16 protein-coding genes, 1 pseudogene and 1 riboswitch are annotated in these 16,134 nt (G+C 73.5%); of the genes and pseudogenes, 6 read left to right on the forward strand and 11 right to left on the reverse strand.

Translation table 11 applies throughout. The features are described from left to right. Window positions 1-163: 163 nt before the first annotated feature. The 5 genes and pseudogenes from AB0C28_RS50820 to AB0C28_RS50840 form a co-directional block, all read right to left on the reverse strand. Window positions 164-1,246, reverse strand: coding sequence for an ArsO family NAD(P)H-dependent flavin-containing monooxygenase (locus AB0C28_RS50820; RefSeq protein ID WP_358083930.1), 1,083 nt, complete (start codon window positions 1,244-1,246; stop codon window positions 164-166). Next, window positions 1,243-1,620, reverse strand: a complete 378-nt coding sequence (locus tag AB0C28_RS50825) for a metalloregulator ArsR/SmtB family transcription factor (RefSeq protein WP_358083861.1) — start codon at window positions 1,618-1,620, stop codon at window positions 1,243-1,245. Before AB0C28_RS50825 ends, AB0C28_RS50820 begins: the two co-directional genes overlap by 4 nt. 33 nt (window positions 1,621-1,653) lie before the next feature. Continuing rightward, window positions 1,654-2,325: a hypothetical protein gene (locus tag AB0C28_RS50830; RefSeq protein ID WP_358083864.1), complete on the reverse strand. Its 672-nt coding sequence runs from the start codon at window positions 2,323-2,325 to the stop codon at window positions 1,654-1,656. Then, window positions 2,276-2,419: pseudogene (locus AB0C28_RS50835) on the reverse strand (flavoprotein); the annotation flags it as partial. The pseudogene AB0C28_RS50835 and the gene AB0C28_RS50830, both read right to left, overlap by 50 nt. Before the next feature lie 69 nt (window positions 2,420-2,488). Beyond that, a complete protein-coding gene (locus AB0C28_RS50840; protein ID WP_358083867.1) occupies window positions 2,489-2,653 on the reverse strand; it encodes a hypothetical protein in 165 nt (54 codons plus the stop codon). A gap of 59 nt (window positions 2,654-2,712) precedes the next feature. Here AB0C28_RS50840 and AB0C28_RS50845 point away from each other — a divergent pair, with 59 nt between their 5' ends. Beyond that, window positions 2,713-2,871: a hypothetical protein gene (locus AB0C28_RS50845; protein ID WP_358083870.1), complete on the forward strand. Its 159-nt coding sequence runs from the start codon at window positions 2,713-2,715 to the stop codon at window positions 2,869-2,871. A gap of 116 nt (window positions 2,872-2,987) precedes the next feature. Here AB0C28_RS50845 and cobF read toward each other — a convergent pair whose 3' ends face one another. Continuing rightward, on the reverse strand, window positions 2,988-3,770 hold the full coding sequence (gene cobF / locus AB0C28_RS50850; protein WP_358083873.1) for a precorrin-6A synthase (deacetylating): 783 nt from the start codon (window positions 3,768-3,770) through the stop codon (window positions 2,988-2,990). A gap of 62 nt (window positions 3,771-3,832) precedes the next feature. Here cobF and AB0C28_RS50855 point away from each other — a divergent pair, with 62 nt between their 5' ends. From AB0C28_RS50855 to AB0C28_RS50870, 4 genes are read left to right on the forward strand one after another with little or no spacing between them, the layout of a single operon-like run. Continuing rightward, the gene (locus tag AB0C28_RS50855; RefSeq protein ID WP_358083876.1) at window positions 3,833-4,228 is read left to right on the forward strand and encodes a pyridoxamine 5'-phosphate oxidase family protein; all 396 of its coding nucleotides are present in this window, start codon (window positions 3,833-3,835) and stop codon (window positions 4,226-4,228) included. Continuing rightward, window positions 4,225-5,469, forward strand: coding sequence for a precorrin-6y C5,15-methyltransferase (decarboxylating) subunit CbiE (cbiE, locus tag AB0C28_RS50860; protein ID WP_358083879.1), 1,245 nt, complete (start codon window positions 4,225-4,227; stop codon window positions 5,467-5,469). Before AB0C28_RS50855 ends, cbiE begins: the two co-directional genes overlap by 4 nt. Continuing rightward, the gene (cobM, locus tag AB0C28_RS50865) at window positions 5,466-6,221 is read left to right on the forward strand and encodes a precorrin-4 C(11)-methyltransferase (RefSeq protein WP_357860174.1); all 756 of its coding nucleotides are present in this window, start codon (window positions 5,466-5,468) and stop codon (window positions 6,219-6,221) included. The genes cbiE and cobM overlap by 4 nt, the downstream gene beginning before the upstream one ends. Next, the gene (locus tag AB0C28_RS50870) at window positions 6,206-6,940 is read left to right on the forward strand and encodes a cobalt-precorrin-6A reductase (RefSeq protein WP_358083882.1); all 735 of its coding nucleotides are present in this window, start codon (window positions 6,206-6,208) and stop codon (window positions 6,938-6,940) included. The genes cobM and AB0C28_RS50870 overlap by 16 nt, the downstream gene beginning before the upstream one ends. Here AB0C28_RS50870 and AB0C28_RS50875 read toward each other — a convergent pair. From AB0C28_RS50875 to cobG, 3 genes are read right to left on the reverse strand one after another with little or no spacing between them, the layout of a single operon-like run. Beyond that, window positions 6,931-8,409: a precorrin-2 C(20)-methyltransferase gene (locus AB0C28_RS50875; protein ID WP_358083885.1), complete on the reverse strand. Its 1,479-nt coding sequence runs from the start codon at window positions 8,407-8,409 to the stop codon at window positions 6,931-6,933. The two genes, AB0C28_RS50870 and AB0C28_RS50875, sit on opposite strands and share 10 nt — an antisense overlap. 5 nt (window positions 8,410-8,414) lie before the next feature. Beyond that, window positions 8,415-9,035, reverse strand: coding sequence for a precorrin-8X methylmutase (locus AB0C28_RS50880; RefSeq protein WP_357860165.1), 621 nt, complete (start codon window positions 9,033-9,035; stop codon window positions 8,415-8,417). Continuing rightward, on the reverse strand, window positions 9,032-10,282 hold the full coding sequence (cobG, locus tag AB0C28_RS50885; protein WP_358083888.1) for a precorrin-3B synthase: 1,251 nt from the start codon (window positions 10,280-10,282) through the stop codon (window positions 9,032-9,034). Before cobG ends, AB0C28_RS50880 begins: the two co-directional genes overlap by 4 nt. Window positions 10,283-10,353: 71 nt before the next feature. Next, window positions 10,354-10,479, forward strand: a riboswitch (cobalamin riboswitch). A gap of 52 nt (window positions 10,480-10,531) precedes the next feature. Between cobG and cobN the strand changes: the two genes are divergently transcribed. Further along, a complete protein-coding gene (gene cobN, locus AB0C28_RS50890) occupies window positions 10,532-14,167 on the forward strand; it encodes a cobaltochelatase subunit CobN (protein ID WP_358083891.1) in 3,636 nt (1,211 codons plus the stop codon). Here the strand turns inward: cobN and AB0C28_RS50895 are convergent. Beyond that, window positions 14,122-15,522 (reverse strand): cobyrinate a,c-diamide synthase, encoded by a 1,401-nt coding sequence (locus AB0C28_RS50895; protein WP_358083933.1) that lies wholly within the window; start codon window positions 15,520-15,522, stop codon window positions 14,122-14,124. The two genes, cobN and AB0C28_RS50895, sit on opposite strands and share 46 nt — an antisense overlap. A gap of 8 nt (window positions 15,523-15,530) precedes the next feature. Continuing rightward, on the reverse strand, window positions 15,531-16,133 hold the full coding sequence (cobO, locus tag AB0C28_RS50900) for a cob(I)yrinic acid a,c-diamide adenosyltransferase (RefSeq protein WP_357860159.1): 603 nt from the start codon (window positions 16,131-16,133) through the stop codon (window positions 15,531-15,533). Window position 16,134: the final 1 nt, after the last annotated feature.

Below are 16,134 nucleotides of genomic sequence, written 5' to 3' on the forward strand. Positions count from 1 at the left end.
AGGAGAAGAGTCACGCGCCGTCTTCACCGCCGAGATCAACAGGATCACAGCCAAGATAGGATGAGGATCATGGAGATACGAGCGATGACAGACCGCTGACGATCCTGATCTCCACCGCAGGGGAAGGGGCAATGACAGTGACGCCGTCATGCTGCTTGCCGCCTCAGCGATCCGCCAAGGGGGACCCCTGCCGGTTTCGTCCTTGGGTGCTTGATCTCAGGATCTCGGCGACGGTGTCCCTGGCTGTGCGGCTCGCGCCGATCAGTGTGGCGGAGGCGGGGCCGGTCCAGTCGCCGTAGCCGAGCAGGTGCAGTCGAGGCTCGCCCACGGCGCGGGTGCCGTCCACCGGGATGAGCCCGTCGGGACCGCGCAGCCGGAGCGGCGCCAGATGGCCCAGGGCCGGGCGGAAGCCGGTGCACCAGATGATGACGTCGCAGTCGAGACCGGTGCCGTCCCGCCAGGTGACGCCCGTGGAGGTGATGCGGCTGAACATCGGCTGGGCCTTGAGCGCGCCGCGGTCGCGCGCCTCCCGGACCGGTGGGACGGCCACGATGTCGCCCAGCGGGCCCACCCCGTCCGCACCCTGGGCCCGGCGGGTGGCCAGGGCGAACAGGGCCCGGCCGTCGACCTCGTCGGGCAGCAGGCGAGGCGGGTGCAGGGTGACCCAGGTCGTGTCGGCGACGGTCGAGACGTCGGCCAGAATCTGGGCGCCGGAGTTGGCGCCGCCCACGATCACGACGCGCCGGCCGCGGAACGGCTCCGGACCACGGTAGCCGGCGGTGTGCGACTGCTCCCCCTGGAAGTCGCCGATGCCGGGGTAGTAGGGCACGTAGGGCCGCCACCAAGTGCCGGTGGCGCTGATCACGTGGCGGGCCTGCCAGGTGCCGGCGTCGGTGTCGACCAGAAGCCGCTGCTCGCCTCTCCGTACCGCATGCACGGTCGCGGGCCGGACGATCGGGAGCTGGTAGCGCTGTTCGTAGTCGGCGAGGTAGGCGACGGTGTCGGTGGCGCCGGGGTAGCCGCCGCCCGGCGGGGCGGGCATCATGCGTCCGGGCAGCGAGCTGTACTGGGCGGGGGAGAACAACCGGAGCGACGGCCACGCGTGCCTCCACGCCCCGCCGGGTTCCTCCTGAGCGTCCAGGATGACGAAATCGGCCCCAGCGCGGCGCAGGTAGTAGCCGGCGGCCAGGCCCGCCTGACCGCCGCCGATGACCAGGACGTCGACCGGGCGCGGAGCTCGGGTCATACGGGCAGGAGCTCGAGGTCTCCCGGCCTGCCGGGTGAAGACTCGGTCAGCGGGGCGAAGAGGGCGCCGAGCTTGTTCACCGCCTCGGGGATGATCCGATAGTAGACCCAGGTGCCGCGCCGCTCGCCGTCGATCAGGCCGGCGGTGCGCAGCACCTTGAGGTGATGGGAGATGGTCGGGGCGGTCAGGTCGAAGGCGTCGGTGAGGTCGCACACGCATGCCTCGCCGCCCGCGTGTGAGCCGATCATCGACAGCAGGCGCAGCCGGACCGGGTCGGCGACCGCCTTGAGCATGACCGCGAGGTCGGCCGCGTCGGTCTCCGACAGCGGCTCCCGGGCGATCGGTGCGCAGCACGGGGTCGTGGTGGCGGCCATCCGGCTCCCCCTCTGATTCGAACTCTGTCGAAATTATAGGCGGTGATAGGCGAGCAGGCCGAACGCCGCGATCGCACAGGCCGAGGCCACCGCACCTATGACCCAGCCGTAGCCGACTGCCTGGGCCAGGGCGACGGCGGCGAGCGGTGCGGCGGCCTTGTCGGCAACCGAGAACAGGGCGATCCGTCCGGGCACGTCGGGCAGCGCGTGGTCGATCAGGGCCGCCACATCGGCCTCGCCGTGCGCCGGCAGGCCGCTCGCGCCGAGCACGTTGGGAGTGGTGTAGGTGCCGGAGGCGTCGATGATCGCCCAGGCGTACAGCTCCTCGCCGTTCTCCAGGCGGATCAGGAACGGAACGTCCTGGCGGCCGTTGGTCCGTACCCGGTCGAAGCCCAGGCGGGTGATGGCCGAGACGCGGGCGTTGACGCGTACGCGATCTCCCAGGACCTTGGCCAGCGGAGCGAGGTAGTCCTCGATGATCTCGGCCCCGGTCGGCAGCCAGTCGTCGTCCGGGGCCTGCCAGCCCGCGCCGTTCAGCAGGCGGCGGGCCGCGGCGTCGATGTTGTAGCGCCAAGGGCTGAACACCCGTACGTGCCCCCACTTGGCGATGGACGCGCCCACCTGCCCGCCCGCTTCCGAGGACAAGGAAGTCGAGGCCCCGCTCAGCCAGGTGGGCGGCGGCGGCCAGGCCGGTCGGACCCGCACCGATGATCACCACCGGGAGCGTGTCGGTCTCCAAGTCGGTGGTGAACTGCTCCGCTGCCAAGGGCGTGGTGGTGCCGCAGCATCCGTCACCCATGATCGCCTCCTGTTTAGATGCTTGTCGAAGTAGTAGGTGGCATGCCTTGCTGATTAGATGTGTGTCAAATCAATCGTGGAAAGGCCGGCCGGCAGGCGCCCCTGGCCGGCGCCGACGATGGCCGCGGGAGGCCTCGGCGATCCGGTACGGCGGGCCGCCGTGCTCGGCGATCAGGTCCTGCCGGAGTCGTACCAGCTCGTCTTTCACCTCGCCCTTGTCGACGAGGAAGAACACGTCCGTACGGGCGATGGCCTTGGCCGCCTGCCGCCACGTTCTGCGACCGGATCCACGTCATGGCGAACGGCCGGGTCCTCGCCGACGGGCCACCCGCCCAGGTGCTCACCCCCGCCCTGCTCGCCGAGGTCTACCACGTGGACGCCGAGGTGGCCCGCCATCCCAGCACCGGCGTCCCGCAGATCCGCGTTGTCCTCGGCCTCAGGGCCACCCCGTGACCACGCTGCTCCCCGTTCCATCGCCGGCGGTCGGGCCGTTCGAGATTGTTCAGGGTCTTCTTCGCGCCCCCGGAGCGGCACCGCGCGCCGGCGGCACCGTCCCGCCCCCGGGCGTCTCAACGGTCGGCGCGAGGAGCCCGGCGCAGCAGGTAGGTGTCCATGATCCACCCCTTGCGGGCGCGCGCCTCGGCGCGCAGCTCGCGGATGCGCTCGCCGACCTCGGAGACCTTCCCGGAGACCAGGATCTCGTCGGGCGTGCCCAGATAGGCGCCCCAATAGATGTCCCAGGAGCTGTCACCGGAGATGTCACCGTCGTCCAGGCCGTCGAAGGAGCAGTGGGCGTCCAGCATGACGACCACGTCGTCGGCGGTGGCGCCCTCCTCGGCCAGCCGGCGCCCGGTGGTGAGGTGAACGGGCCGCCCGACCCGCGTGAGGCTGGTGCGGTGGCGGGCGGTCAGTGCGGCCACGCTGCTGATGCCGGGAATCACTTCGTAGTCGAACGTGACGTTGCCGCGCTGGAGGATCTCCTCGACGATGGCCAGCGTGCTGTCGTACACGCCCGGATCTCCCCAGACCAGGAACGCCCCCGTCTCGCCGTCGGCCAGCTCCTCGCCGATGAGCGCTTCGCAGGCCAGCGCTCTGCGCGAGCGCCAGTCCGCGACAGCGGCGGTGTAGGCGGAGGCGCCGCGGTCGCGTTCCGGGTCGCGGGCCTCGGCGATCCGGTACGGCGGGCGGCCGTGCTCGGCGATCAGGTCCTGCCGCAGCCGTACCAGCTCGTCCTTCACCTCGCCCTTGTCCACGAGGAAGAACACGTCCGTACGGGCGATGGCCTTGGCCGCCTGGAGAGTGAGATGGTCGGGATCGCCCGCGCCGATGCCGATGACGAGTAGCCGCTTCACCCATAAGAGTGTGCCAGAGCGGGAGATATACGATATCGCTCGCAAACCACCCGAGGAGGACCGTGGATCTGGCCGAGCAGGGCGACGACTTCGCCGCGTTCTGGCATGAGCGGCACCTGTGCACGCTCGCCACCGCTCGCCCCGGCTGGCCGCCGCACGCCGTCCCGGTCGGGGCCACGCTGGACCTGGAGACGGGGGTCGCCCGCGTCATCACCTCCGGGACCTCGTACAAGGCCAGGCTCATCGCCCGGTCGGGTCCGTCCGGTGCGCTGGTGGCGCTGACCCAGGTGGACGGCCGCCGGTGGTCGACCCTGGAGGGCCTGGCCGTGCTGCGGACCGAGCCCGAGCAGGTGGCCGACGCCGAGCGCCGCTACGCCGCCCGGTACAAGCCGCCACGGCCGAACCCGGCCAGAGTGGTGGTGGAGATCCGGGTGACGAACGTGCTGGGCAACGTGTGATCACCGTCGTCGGCATCGGGGCGGACGGCTGGGACGGGCTGCCCGCCGGGTCGCGCCGTGCGGTGGAGACGGCGGAGGTCCTCATGGGCGGCACCCGGCAGCTCCGCCTCGTGCCGGACTCCGCCGCCGAACGGGTCGCCTGGCCGTCACCGCTGCTCCCGGCGCTGCCCGCGCTGCTGGAGAAGTACGCCGGTCACGACGTGTGCGTGCTGGCCAGCGGCGACCCGATGTTCCACGGCATCGGCTCCACCCTGGTGCGGCTGCTGGGCGCCACGCGGGTCAGGGTGCTGCCGCACCTGTCGTCGCTGTCGCTCGCGTGCGCCCGGCTCGGCTGGCCGGTCGAGCAGACGGAGGTGGTGAGCCTCGTGGGCCGCCCGCCGGCCGCTCTGAACGCCGCCCTGCTGCCGGGACGGCGGATCGTCGTGCTCGGCGCGGCAGCCGGCTCGCCGTCTGTGGTGGCGGGGCTGCTCGTCGATCGAGGGTACGGCCCCAGCCCGATGACGGTGCTGTCGGACCTGGGCGCGGCGTCGGAGTCGGAGCTGCGAGGCACCGCGGACGGGTGGACGGCCACAGCGTCCTCGTCGCTGCCCTCGTCGCTGCCCTCGTCGCTGCCCTCGTCGCTGAACGTGATCGCGATCGAGTGCGTCGCCGAGCCGGGCACCGAGCCGCTGGCCCGCGTCCCCGGCCTGCCCGACACGGCGTTCGAGCACGACGGTCAGCTCACCAAGCGCGAAGTCCGCGCCGTCAGCCTGTCGCGGCTGGCACCGGTGCCCGGCGAACTGCTGTGGGACGTCGGCGCGGGGGCGGGCAGCATCGCCGTCGAGTGGATGCGCGCCCATCCGGCGTGCGTGGCCGTCGCCGTCGAGAGCCGGGCTGATCGGGCCGCCGCGATCCGGCGCAACGCCGATGCCCTCGGCGTGCCGTCGCTGCGGGTCGTCGAAGGCAGGGCGCCCGCCGCCCTCGACGGGCTGCCCGCGCCGGACGCCGTGTTCGTCGGCGGCGGTGCGACGGCCCCCGGACTGCTGGAGAAATGCTGGGCGGCGCTGCGGCCCGGCGGCAGGCTCGTGGTCAACGCCGTCACCCTGGAGTCCGAGGCCGTCGTGGCCGGATGGTACGCCAGGCTCGGCGGTGATCTGGTGCGCCTGGCCGTGCAGCGTGCCTCGCCCGTCGGCTCGTTCACGGGATGGCGGGCCGCGATGCCGGTGACCGTCTGGTCGGTCACCAGGAAGGACCAGCCGTGACCGTCTATTTCATCGGAGCGGGCCCCGGCGCGGCAGACCTGATCACGCTGCGCGGGCTGCGGCGGCTGGAGTCCGCGCCGGTGTGCCTGTACGCGGGCTCGCTGGTGCCCCGTGAGCTCCTCGCCTCGTGCCCCGAGGGAGCCAGGCTGGTGGACACGGCGAATCTGACCCTCGACGAGATCGTCGCGGAGCTGACCGCCGCCCACGATCAGGGCCTGGACGTGGCGCGGCTGCACTCGGGCGACCCGTCGGTGTTCAGCGCGGTGGCCGAGCAGATGCGCCGGCTGGACGCGCTCGGGGTGCCGTACGAGGTGGTTCCCGGAGTGCCGGCGTTCGCGGCGGCGGCGGCCTCGCTCGGCAGGGAGCTGACCGTGCCGGGGGTCGGCCAGACGATCATCCTGACCCGCACCTCGGCGCGGGCCACGCCGATGCCCGAGGGCGAGGACCTGGCCACGCTCGGCGCCAGTGGCGCGACGATGGTGCTGCACCTCGCCGTGCAGCGGATCGACGCGGTGGTGGCCGAGCTGCTGCCCTCCTACGGCCCCGACTGCCCGGTGGCGGTGGTCGCGCGGGCCAGCAGGGCCGACGAGGTGATCCTGCGCGGCACGCTGGCCGACATCGCCGGGCAGGTCCACGAGGCCGGCGTCCGGCGTACGGCGGTGATCGTCGTCGGGCGGGTGCTCTCGGCGACGCAGTTCCCCGACAGCCACCTCTACAGCGCCGAACGGGCCCGGCCGTGCGCCGGATCCTGATCCTGGGCGGCACCGCCGAGGCGCGGGCCCTGGCCGCAGACTTGGCCGGTGGGGGCACGCATGTGGTGTCGTCACTGGCCGGACGGGTGACCAATCCCCGCCTGCCGGTGGGCGAGGTGCGGGAGGGCGGGTTCGGCGGGCCGGACGGGCTGGCCGCCTGGCTGACCGCCGAGCGGATCGACGCCGTGGTGGACGCCACGCATCCGTTCGCGGCGCGAATGTCGGCCTCCGCGGCCGAGGCCTCGGCACGGACCGGTGTGCCGCTGCTCGTCTTGCGCAGACCGGGCTGGCGGGAGAGCCCGGATGACGCCTGGCGGCGCGTTCCCTCCCTGGAGGAGGCGGCCGCCCGGCTGACCGGCATGCCGGTGGAGCGGGTGTTCCTCACGACCGGCCGCCGGAGCCTGCCGGTCTTCAGCGGATTGTCCGGAGTGTGGCTGCTGGCCAGGTCGGTCGACCCGCCCGACGCGCCCGTCCCGGCTCACGTGCACGTGCTGCTCGACCGTGGCCCGTACACGGTCGAGGGGGAGCGGTCCCTCATCCTGGAGCACCGGCTGGACGTGCTGGTCACCAAGGACAGCGGCGGGGAGATGACGGCCGCCAAGCTCGTGGCGGCGCGCGAGCTGGGACTTCCGGTGATCATGGTCGATCGGCCGCCACCGCCGCCGGGCGTCCGGGTGGTGGACACCGTGGCCGTGGCGGCCGCCTGGGCTCAGGGATAGCGACGGGGCGTGTAGACGGCGCCCTCGTCCGTGACCCGGGTCGTCGAGGAGCCGATGATCAGCAGACAGCGCATGTCGACCTGGGCGGGATCCAACGCGCCGAGCGTGGTGACGGTGACGCTCTCCCGCTCGCCGCCGACGTCGCGGCCGATCACCACGGGGGTGGCGCCGTCGCGGTGCTCCAGCAGCAGGTCACGGGCCGCGCCGAGCTGCCAGGTACGGCTGCGCGAGGCCGGGTTGTAGATCGCCAGCACCAGGTCCGCCCGAGCCGCGGCCGACAGCCGCTCGGCCACCACCTCCCACGGCTTGAGCAGGTCCGACAGCGACAGCACACAGTAGTCATGGCCCAGGGGGGCGCCGACCCGGCTGGCCACCGCCTGCGCGGCGGTCAGACCGGGGACGACCCGCACCGGCACACCGGGGAAGTCGGCCGCCGCTTCCATGATCGCGCTGGCCATGGCGAACACGCCGGGGTCGCCGGAGGACACCACGGCCACCCGGGCCCCTTCGCGGGCCAGCTCGAACGCGTGCCTGGCCCGCTCCGCCTCCACCCGGTTGTCGGTACGGTGGCGGCGCTGGCGCGGGTTCGGCGCCACCCGATCCACGTACGGACCGTAGCCGACCAGGTCCGTCGCCGCCGCCAGCGCCTCCTGCGCCTCCGGGGTGAGCCACGACCGCCCGGCGGGGCCGAGGCCGACCACGGTCACCTCTCCCCGCGCCTCGGCCGCAGGACGCTCGGGCACGAAGGTCCGCTCGGCCGGGCTGGCCAGCAGGGCCAGCGAGAAGTACGGCACACCGTCCGCATTCACGTCCTTGAGCGGTGCCACCCGCTCGGCGCCCATGGTGGCACGCTCGACGTACCAGGCGTCGTCGAGCCGTCCGGCCTCGGCCAGGGCGTCGCGCACCTTCGTGAAGGTCCGGCCCAGCTTGAGCACGGCGGCGGAGTCGGTGCCGCGCAGCCGCTCGGCCAGTTCGCCGGCGGGCAGCGTGCCGGGCAGCACGGTGAGCACCTCGTCCCGCTCCACCAGGGGACGGCCGAGCACGGCGGAGGCGGCGCTGACGGAGGTGACCCCTGGCACCACCTCCGTCGGGTAGCGGTGCGCGAGCCGCTTGTGCAGGTGCATGTAGGAGCCGTAGAACAGCGGGTCGCCCTCCGCCAGCACGACCACGGTGCGCCCGGCCTCCAGGTGCGCGGCCAGCCGTTCGGCGCAGTCGGCGTAGAAGTCGTCGAGCGCGCCCTGGTAGCCGCCGGGGTGGTCGGTCGTCTCCGTGGTCAGCGGGTAGAGCAGGAGCTCTTCGATCTGCCCCGCCTTCATGTACGGCAGCGCGATCGAGCGGGCGATGCTCCGCCCGTGGCGGGCGGCGTGGTAGGCGATCACGTCCGCCTCGCCGATCAGCCTGGCGGTCTTGACCGTGACCAGTTCCGGATCACCGGGGCCGAGACCGACCCCGTACAGCCGTCCCGTCATGGCGCTCACTCCGTCTCGCTCGCGAGGGCGTTGACCGCCGCCGCCGTCATCGCACTGCCGCCGCGACGGCCGTGCACCACCAGGTGGTCCAGGTCGCTGTCCGCCAGCGCCCGCTTGGACTCGGCCGCGCCGATGAACCCCACGGGGATGCCGAGCACCGCCGCGGGCCTGCCCGCGCCCTCCGCGACCAGTTCGAGCAGGCGGAACAGGGCGGTGGGCGCGTTGCCGATCGCCACCACAGCGCCGTCGAGGCGGCCGCGCCAGAGTTCGAGAGCGGCGGCGCTGCGGGTGGTGCCGAGCCGTTCGGCCAGCTCGGGCACGCCGGGCTCACCGAGCGTGCACAGCACCTCGTTGGCGGCGGGCAGCCTGCGCCTGGTCACGCCGGAGGCGACCATCATGGCGTCGCACAGCACGGGCGCGCCACGGCGCAGCGCCTCCCTGGCCCTGACCACCACGGCGGGCGACCAGTCCAGGTCGGCGACCAGATCGGTCATCCCGCAGGCGTGGATCATCCGCACCGCCACCTGCGCGACCTCCGGCGGCATGCCGCTGAGGTCGGTCTCGGCGCGGATGGTCGCGAACGAGCGCCGGTAGATCTCGGCGCCGTCGCGGAGGTAGTCGTTCACTGCTGCCTTTCCTGGTAACCGTCTTCGGTGGCGATCAGCTGGACGACCCGGCCGCGGGGAAGCCCGCAGCGGCGCTCGCAGCCGGACCAGTGCACGGGCGCGGGCGGGGCGGCGTCCAGGCCGCTCACCCAGCGCCGCGCGTCGGCCTGGACGTCCGCGAGCGACTTGGCGCAGCCCGGACGGCCGGTGCAGGCGGTGACGCCGGCCCACGGCGATGCCGGGTCCGGGACGAGCCCGGCCTCTGCGAGGGTGTCCGCCGCGCGATCCGCCGCTCCGGGGGACAGGTCGAGCAGGACGGCGGTGCGCCAGGGAGTGAGCCGCACCGTGGGTCCTGCGTTCGCGAGCGCCACGGCCTGGGCGGGCGTCAACCGGCCCAGTGGCACCAGAGCTTCCAGCGCGACGCGGCCGTCCCGCTGGGCGATGCGTCCGGCGCGCCTGATGGCGGGCGGATCGGGCGATTCGGGCGATTCGGCTGGAGCGGCGGCGTGCCGGCTCGCCTCCCCGGAGCCGCCGGAGCCGCCGGAGTGTCCTGAGCCGTCCGGGTCGTCCGAGTCGCCGGGTGGTCCGGCGGTGAGGCCGTTCAGGCGGGCGGCGATGCGCCGGGGGCCGTCCGCCAGCTCGTGGATGCGCCACGCCGCGTGCGCAGCTCGTTCGTCGAGGAACGCCTCAGCCGCGGCGATCATGAGGGTGATCGCCGAGTCCGGGCGGGCGTCGAGCCCGAGGTCCGCGCCGGCCAGCAGCAGCCGCCCTGGTCCTGCGCCCGCCGCCACGAAGGTGACGTCCGCGCCGAGCCCGGTCACGTCTCCCGTGCCGTCGTCCAGCGCGAACAGGAACCGTCCCGGCAGCCCGGCGAGGCGGGCACGTGAGCACAGCGTCCGGTCGAGGGCGTCCACCATCGGTTGCGTGTCGAGCGACCCCGTGGCGCCCCGCCCGCTCAACGGCGAGCCGACGATGTTGCGGACCCGTTCGTGCGCGGCGGACGGGAGCAGGCCCGCGGACGCGATCCGCGCGGCGAAGGCGGACGCCGAGCGCAGGCCGCGCACCTGCACGTTCGCCCGTGAGGTGAGCTCGATCACCCCCGAGCCGAGCTCGTCCGCGCAGGCCGCGATCTCGCGGAGCTGAGGAGCGGTGACGGCGCCGCCGGGCAGGCGAACCCGTGCCAGCGGACCGTCCGCGGCCTCGTGCACCTGTAGCGCTCCCGGACAGGCATCAGGGCGCACTCGTCCGGAAAAGTCGGCTATGGACACGATGAGGATGGTAACGCCACTTCTGGCGGGGGCAGCTCCTGCCGTAGGCTCCCGGTAGGCGATGGCAAAGGGAGGAAGCCGGTGCGAAACCGGCGCGGTCCCGCCACCGTGACCGGGGAGCGAACCCCACCGCAGGCCACGACCCGGCAACGGGTGGGAAGGCCGGGGTGAGCGCTGATCCGGGAGCCAGGAGACTCCTGCCGTCGCGACACCCGCGACCGGGGCGAGGACCCCGAGGGAGGATGCGTCGTGCCTGGCGACAGCCCTACCGTTCTGCTGCTCTCGACCTCCGACACAGACCTGTTGAGTGCCCGCGCCAGTGGCGCGGCCTACCGATGGGGCAACCCCGCCAGGCTGGCCGCAGAAGACCTGCCGGACCTGCTCGAAGGCGTCGATCTGGTCGTCGTCCGCCTGCTGGGCGGACGCAGGGCCTGGGAAGAGGGCCTGGACGCGCTGCTGGCGCAGCCGCGCCAGGTCGTGGTCCTCGGCGGGGAGCAGGCCCCGGACGCCGAGCTGATGGAGCTGTCCACGGTCACCGGCGGCGTCTGCGCCGAGGCACACGCCTACCTCGCCCATGGCGGACCGGCGAACCTGGCCGAGCTGCACGCGTTCCTGACCGACACCGTCCTGCTCACGGGGCACGGCTTCGCGCCGCCCGCACCCGCACCGTCCTGGGGACGGCTGGAGCGCGTGACCGGCTCCAGGAGCGGACCGGTGGTGGGAGTGCTGTACTACCGCGCGCATCACATGGCCGGCAACACCGCGTTCGTCGAGACGCTCTGCGCCGCCATCGAGGAGGCGGGCGGGCAGGCGCTGCCGGTCTTCTGCTCCTCGCTGCGTACGGCCGAGCCCGAACTGCTCGACACGCTGAGGGCGGCCGACGCGCTCGTGGTGACCGTGCTCGCGGCGGGCGGCTCCCGGCCGGCCACCGCGGGAGCCGGCGGTGACGACGAGGCCTGGGACGTCGGCGCGCTCGCCGCGCTGGACGTGCCGATCCTCCAGGGACTCTGCCTGACCACCTCGAAGCAGGCGTGGGAGGAGAACGACGACGGGCTCTCGCCGCTCGACGCGGCCTCGCAGGTGGCGATCCCCGAGTTCGACGGGCGGATCATCACGGTGCCGTTCTCGTTCAAGGAGATCGACCAGGACGGGCTCACCGTCTACGCCGCCGACGCCGAGAGGGCCGCCAGGGTCGCGGGCATCGCCGTACGGCACGGCCTGCTGCGGCACACCCCGCCCGCCGAGCGTCGCCTGGTCGTGATGCTGTCGGCGTACCCGACCAAGCACTCCCGGGTGGGCAACGCCGTCGGGCTGGACACCCCGGCCAGCACCGTGCGGCTGCTGGCCCGGCTCGCCGAGGCGGGCTACGACCTGGGCGACGGCTTCCCCGGGGTGGCCGAGCAGGACGGCGACGCGCTCATCCACGCGCTCATCGCCGCCGGCGGCCAGGACCAGGACTGGCTGACCGAGGAGCACCTCGCGGGCAACCCGGTACGCATCTCCGCCGCATCGTACGAGAGCTGGTACCGGACGCTCCCCGAGCGGCTGCGGGCCGGGATGGAACGGCACTGGGGGCCGCCACCGGGCGAGCTGTTCGTGCACGACGGAGACATCGTGCTGGCCGCGCTGCGCGCCGGGAACCTGGTGGTGATGGTGCAGCCGCCGCGCGGCTTCGGCGAGAACCCGATCGCCATCTACCACGACCCCGACCTGCCGCCGAGCCACCACTACCTGGCCGCCTACTGCTGGCTGTCGGCCGAGTTCGGCGCGCACGCGATGGTGCACGTGGGCAAGCACGGCAACCTGGAATGGCTGCCGGGCAAGTCGGCCGGCATGTCCGCCGCCTGCGGCACCGACGCCGCCATCGGCGACCTGCCGCTGATCTACCCGTTCCTGGTCAACGACCCGGGCGAGGGCACCCAGGCCAAGCGCAGGGCGCACGCCGTGCTGGTCGACCACATGGTGCCGCCGATGGCCCGCGCCGACACCTACGGCGACATCGCCCGGCTGGAGCAACTGCTGGACGAGCACGCCACCATCGCCGCCATGGACCCGGCCAAGCTGCCCGCCGTCCGGGCGCAGATCTGGACGCTGATCCAGGCCGCCCGGCTCGACCACGACCTCGGGCTGGCCGACCGGCCGCACGACAGCGAGTTCGACGACTTCATCCTGCACGTGGACGGCTGGCTGTGCGAGGTGAAGGACGCCCAGATCCGCGACGGCCTGCACGTGCTGGGACAGGCTCCGACCGGCCAGGTGCGGGTGGACCTGGTGCTGGCCATGTTGCGGGCCCGGCAGATGTGGTCGGGCAGGGAGACGCTGCCCGGCCTGCGCGAGGCACTCGGGCTGGCCGAGGACGGCACGGCCGGGCTGGGCGAGGTGGACCGGGCGGAGGCCGTGGCCCGGGCCCTGATCGAGGGGATGGAGGAGCGCGGCTGGGCGCCGGACGCCGCGCCTGAGGTCGCCCGCGCGGTGCTCGGGATCGGGCCCGCCGGCCAGGCGGGTGTGGTGCTCCCGACCTGGCCCGCCGGCCGGGCGGACCTCGTCACCCGCATCCTGACGTTCGCCGCCACCGAGGTGGTGCCCCGCCTGGCCCGTACCACCGACGAGCTGGACCACCTCCTGCACGCCCTGGACGGCGGCTACGTCCCGGCGGGCCCCAGCGGCTCGCCGATGCGCGGCCTGATCAACGTCCTGCCGACCGGCCGCAACTTCTACTCCGTCGACCCCCGCGCGGTCCCCAGCCGGCTGGCCTGGGAGACCGGTCAGGCCATGGCGGAATCGCTGCTGGAGCGCTATCACGCCGACACGGGGGAGTGGCCGCGCTCGGTCGGCCTGTCCGTCTGGGGCACCAGCGCCATGCGGACGGCGGGCGACGACGTGGCCGAGGTGCTCGCGCTGCTCGGCATCCGCCCCGAATGGGACGAGGCGTCGCGCCGGGTCACGAGTCTGGAGCCCATCCCGCTGCCCGAGCTGGGCCGCCCCAGGATCGACGTGACGGTCCGCATCAGCGGCTTCTTCCGCGACGCCTTCCCGCACGTGGTGACCATGCTCGACGACGCCGTACGCCTGGCCGCCCGGCTGGAGGAGCCGGAGGAGGACAACTACGTGCGCGCCCACACCCGCCGGAGCGGCGGCGACGAGCGTCAGGCGACGATGCGCATCTTCGGCTCGGCGCCCGGCGCGTACGGGGCCGGGCTGCTGCCGCTCATCGACAGCCGCAACTGGCGCGACGACGCCGACCTGGCCGAGGTGTACGCGGCGTGGGGCGGCTTCGCCTACGGCCGCGACCTCGACGGCGTCGCCGCCCGCCCGCAGATGGAGGACGCCTACCGCCGGATCGCCGTGGCGGCCAAGAACGTCGACACCCGCGAGCACGACATCGCCGACTCCGACGACTACTTCCAGTACCACGGCGGCATGATCGCCACCGTCCGGGCGCTCACCGGCCGGGCGCCCGCCGCGTACGTGGGCGACAGCACGCGCCCCGACGCGGTACGCACCCGCACCCTGTCGGAGGAGACCTCGCGCGTCTTCCGCGCCAGGGTCGTCAACCCCCGATGGCTGGCCGCGATGCGGCGGCACGGCTACAAGGGCGCCTTCGAGCTGGCCGCGACCGTCGACTACCTGTTCGGCTACGACGCCACCGCCGGCGTGATGGCCGACTGGATGTACGACAAGCTCACCGAGACGTACGTGCTGGACCCGGAGAACCAGGCGTTCATGGCCGAGTCGAACCCCTGGGCACTGCACGGCATCGCCGAGCGGCTGCTCGAGGCCGCCGAGCGCGGCATGTGGGAGCACCCCGACCCGGATCTGCTGCGCGGCCTGCAAGAGGTCTACCTCAAGACCGAGGGCGACTTGGAGGACGACACCAGCCGCTGAGCCAGGCCGGGCGCTCCGGCCCAGTGCAGGTGCAGGTAGGACGCGGTCACGAGGGCGTCGCCGAACCCGTCGGCGCCGCCCTCCCATCGGAACAACGGCTCGGTGGTGAGGTCGGCGACCGTGCGGTGGAACTCGTGGCCGCGGAAGCGCTCGCCCGCCCTCGTCAGTGGCGACCGCCTGACCGCCACCGCCTCCCGGTAGCCGAGCGTCAGCCGGGACGTCATCCGCGCCCGCCCCGGCACCCGCCCGCACATGCGCTGCCCGTCGAGCTGCTCGCACAGGTAGAGCAGCCCGGCGCACTCGGCCGCGATCGGCCCGCCGAAGGCCGCCACCTGCTCGCGCAACGGGGCGTTGGCGGCCAGCTCGGCGGCGTACATTTCGGGGAAGCCGCCGCCGACGACCAGTGCCGCGGTCCCGTCCGGCAGCTTCTCGTCCCGCAGCGGGTCGAACACCGCGATGTCGGCGCCGGCCGCGCGCAGCAGTTCCACGTGCTCGGCGTAGCCGAAGGTGAACGCGGCTCCGCCCGCCACGGCCACCACCGGGGACCTGGCGCCTGCCACGGCCACCACCGGGCCGGTCGCGGCGGCGTTCGGCTGGGGCGCCGCGGCCACCACCGCGCCCGTCCCGGTGGCATCCGGCGCGTCATCCGGCCCGGGCGCCCATGGCGTCGCGTCCAGCGGTAGGGACGAGGCCGCCAGCCGTACGAGCGCGTCGAGATCGCACGAGCGGGCCACCAGCGCGCCCAGCCGGTCCACCGCGGCCACCGCCGCCGCCTCGCGCTCGGCGGCGGGCACCAGTCCCAGATGCCTGGACGGCGTCGAGACGGCGTCGTCACGGCGGACGGCGCCCAGCACCGGCACCCCCGCCGCCGCCAGCGCGGCGCGGCAGAGTTCTTCGTGCCGGTCGGAGCCCACCCGGTTCAGCACCACGCCGGCGACGCGCACCCGGGGATCGAACGTGGCGAACCCGTGCGCCACGGCCGCCACCGACCGGCTCTGCCTGGCCGCGTCCACGACCAGGACCACCGGAGCGTCCAGCAGCCTGGCGACGTGCGCGGTCGAGGCGAAGTCCGTGTCACCCCGGCCGTCGAACAGCCCCATCACCCCCTCGACCACCGCCACGTCGCATCCCGCCGCCCCGTGCAGGAACAGCGGCGCGATCCGCTCCTCGCCCACCAGCCACGGATCCAGGTTGCGGCCAGGACGCCCTGTGGCCAGCGAGTGATAGCCGGGATCGATGTAGTCGGGCCCCACCTTGTGCGGCGAGACCCTGAGCCCGCGGGCCCGCAGCGCCGCCATCAGCCCCGTGGCCACCGTGGTCTTGCCGCTCCCTGACGACGGCGCGGCGATGACCAGCCGGGGGACTACCACTCGATGCCCTTCTGGCCCTTCTGCCCTGCGTCCATGGGGTGGCGTACCTTGCCCATCTCCGTCACCAGATCGGCGACCTCGATCAGCCGGCCGGGGGCGTCCCTGCCGGTGACCACCACGTGCTGGCCGCCCGGCCTGCCGGTGAGCGTCTCCAGCACGTCGTCCAGGTCCAGCCAGCCCCACTTCAGCGGGTACGTGAACTCGTCCAGCACGTAGAAGCGGTAGGTCTCGGCCGCGAGGTCGCGCTTGATCTGCGCCCACCCCTCGCGGGCGTCGGCCGCGTGGTCCTCCTCGGTACCGGGCCGCTGGATCCACGACCAGCCCTCGCCCATCTTGTGCCAGGTCACCGTGCCGCCCTCGCCGCTGCCGCCGAGCACCTTGAGCGCGCGCTCCTCGCCGATGCGCCACTTGGCCGACTTCACGAACTGGAACACCCCCACCGGCCAGCCCTGGTTCCAGGCCCGCAACGCCATTCCGAAAGCGGCCGTCGACTTGCCCTTGCCGGGGCCGGTGTGGACGATCAGCAGCGGCCTCGTACGCCGCTGCCTGGTGGTCAGACCGTCGTCGGGCACGACGGAGGGTTTTCCCCGCGGCATG

The sequence above is a fragment of the Nonomuraea sp. NPDC048892 genome (assembly GCF_040649735.1).
Classification (GTDB): Bacteria; Actinomycetota; Actinomycetes; order Streptosporangiales; family Streptosporangiaceae; genus Nonomuraea; species Nonomuraea maheshkhaliensis.

Excerpts from the sequence above, each read along its gene's own strand:
- AB0C28_RS50825 (WP_358083861.1), bottom strand. The coding sequence starts at position 1,620 with ATGGCCGCCACCACGACCCCGTGCTGCGCACCGATCGCCCGGGAGCCG.
- AB0C28_RS50845 (WP_358083870.1), top strand. The coding sequence starts at position 2,713 with ATGGCGAACGGCCGGGTCCTCGCCGACGGGCCACCCGCCCAGGTGCTC.
- AB0C28_RS50875 (WP_358083885.1), bottom strand. The coding sequence starts at position 8,409 with ATGACGGGACGGCTGTACGGGGTCGGTCTCGGCCCCGGTGATCCGGAA.
- cobO (WP_357860159.1), bottom strand. The coding sequence starts at position 16,133 with ATGCCGCGGGGAAAACCCTCCGTCGTGCCCGACGACGGTCTGACCACC.
- AB0C28_RS50820 (WP_358083930.1), bottom strand. The coding sequence starts at position 1,246 with ATGACCCGAGCTCCGCGCCCGGTCGACGTCCTGGTCATCGGCGGCGGT.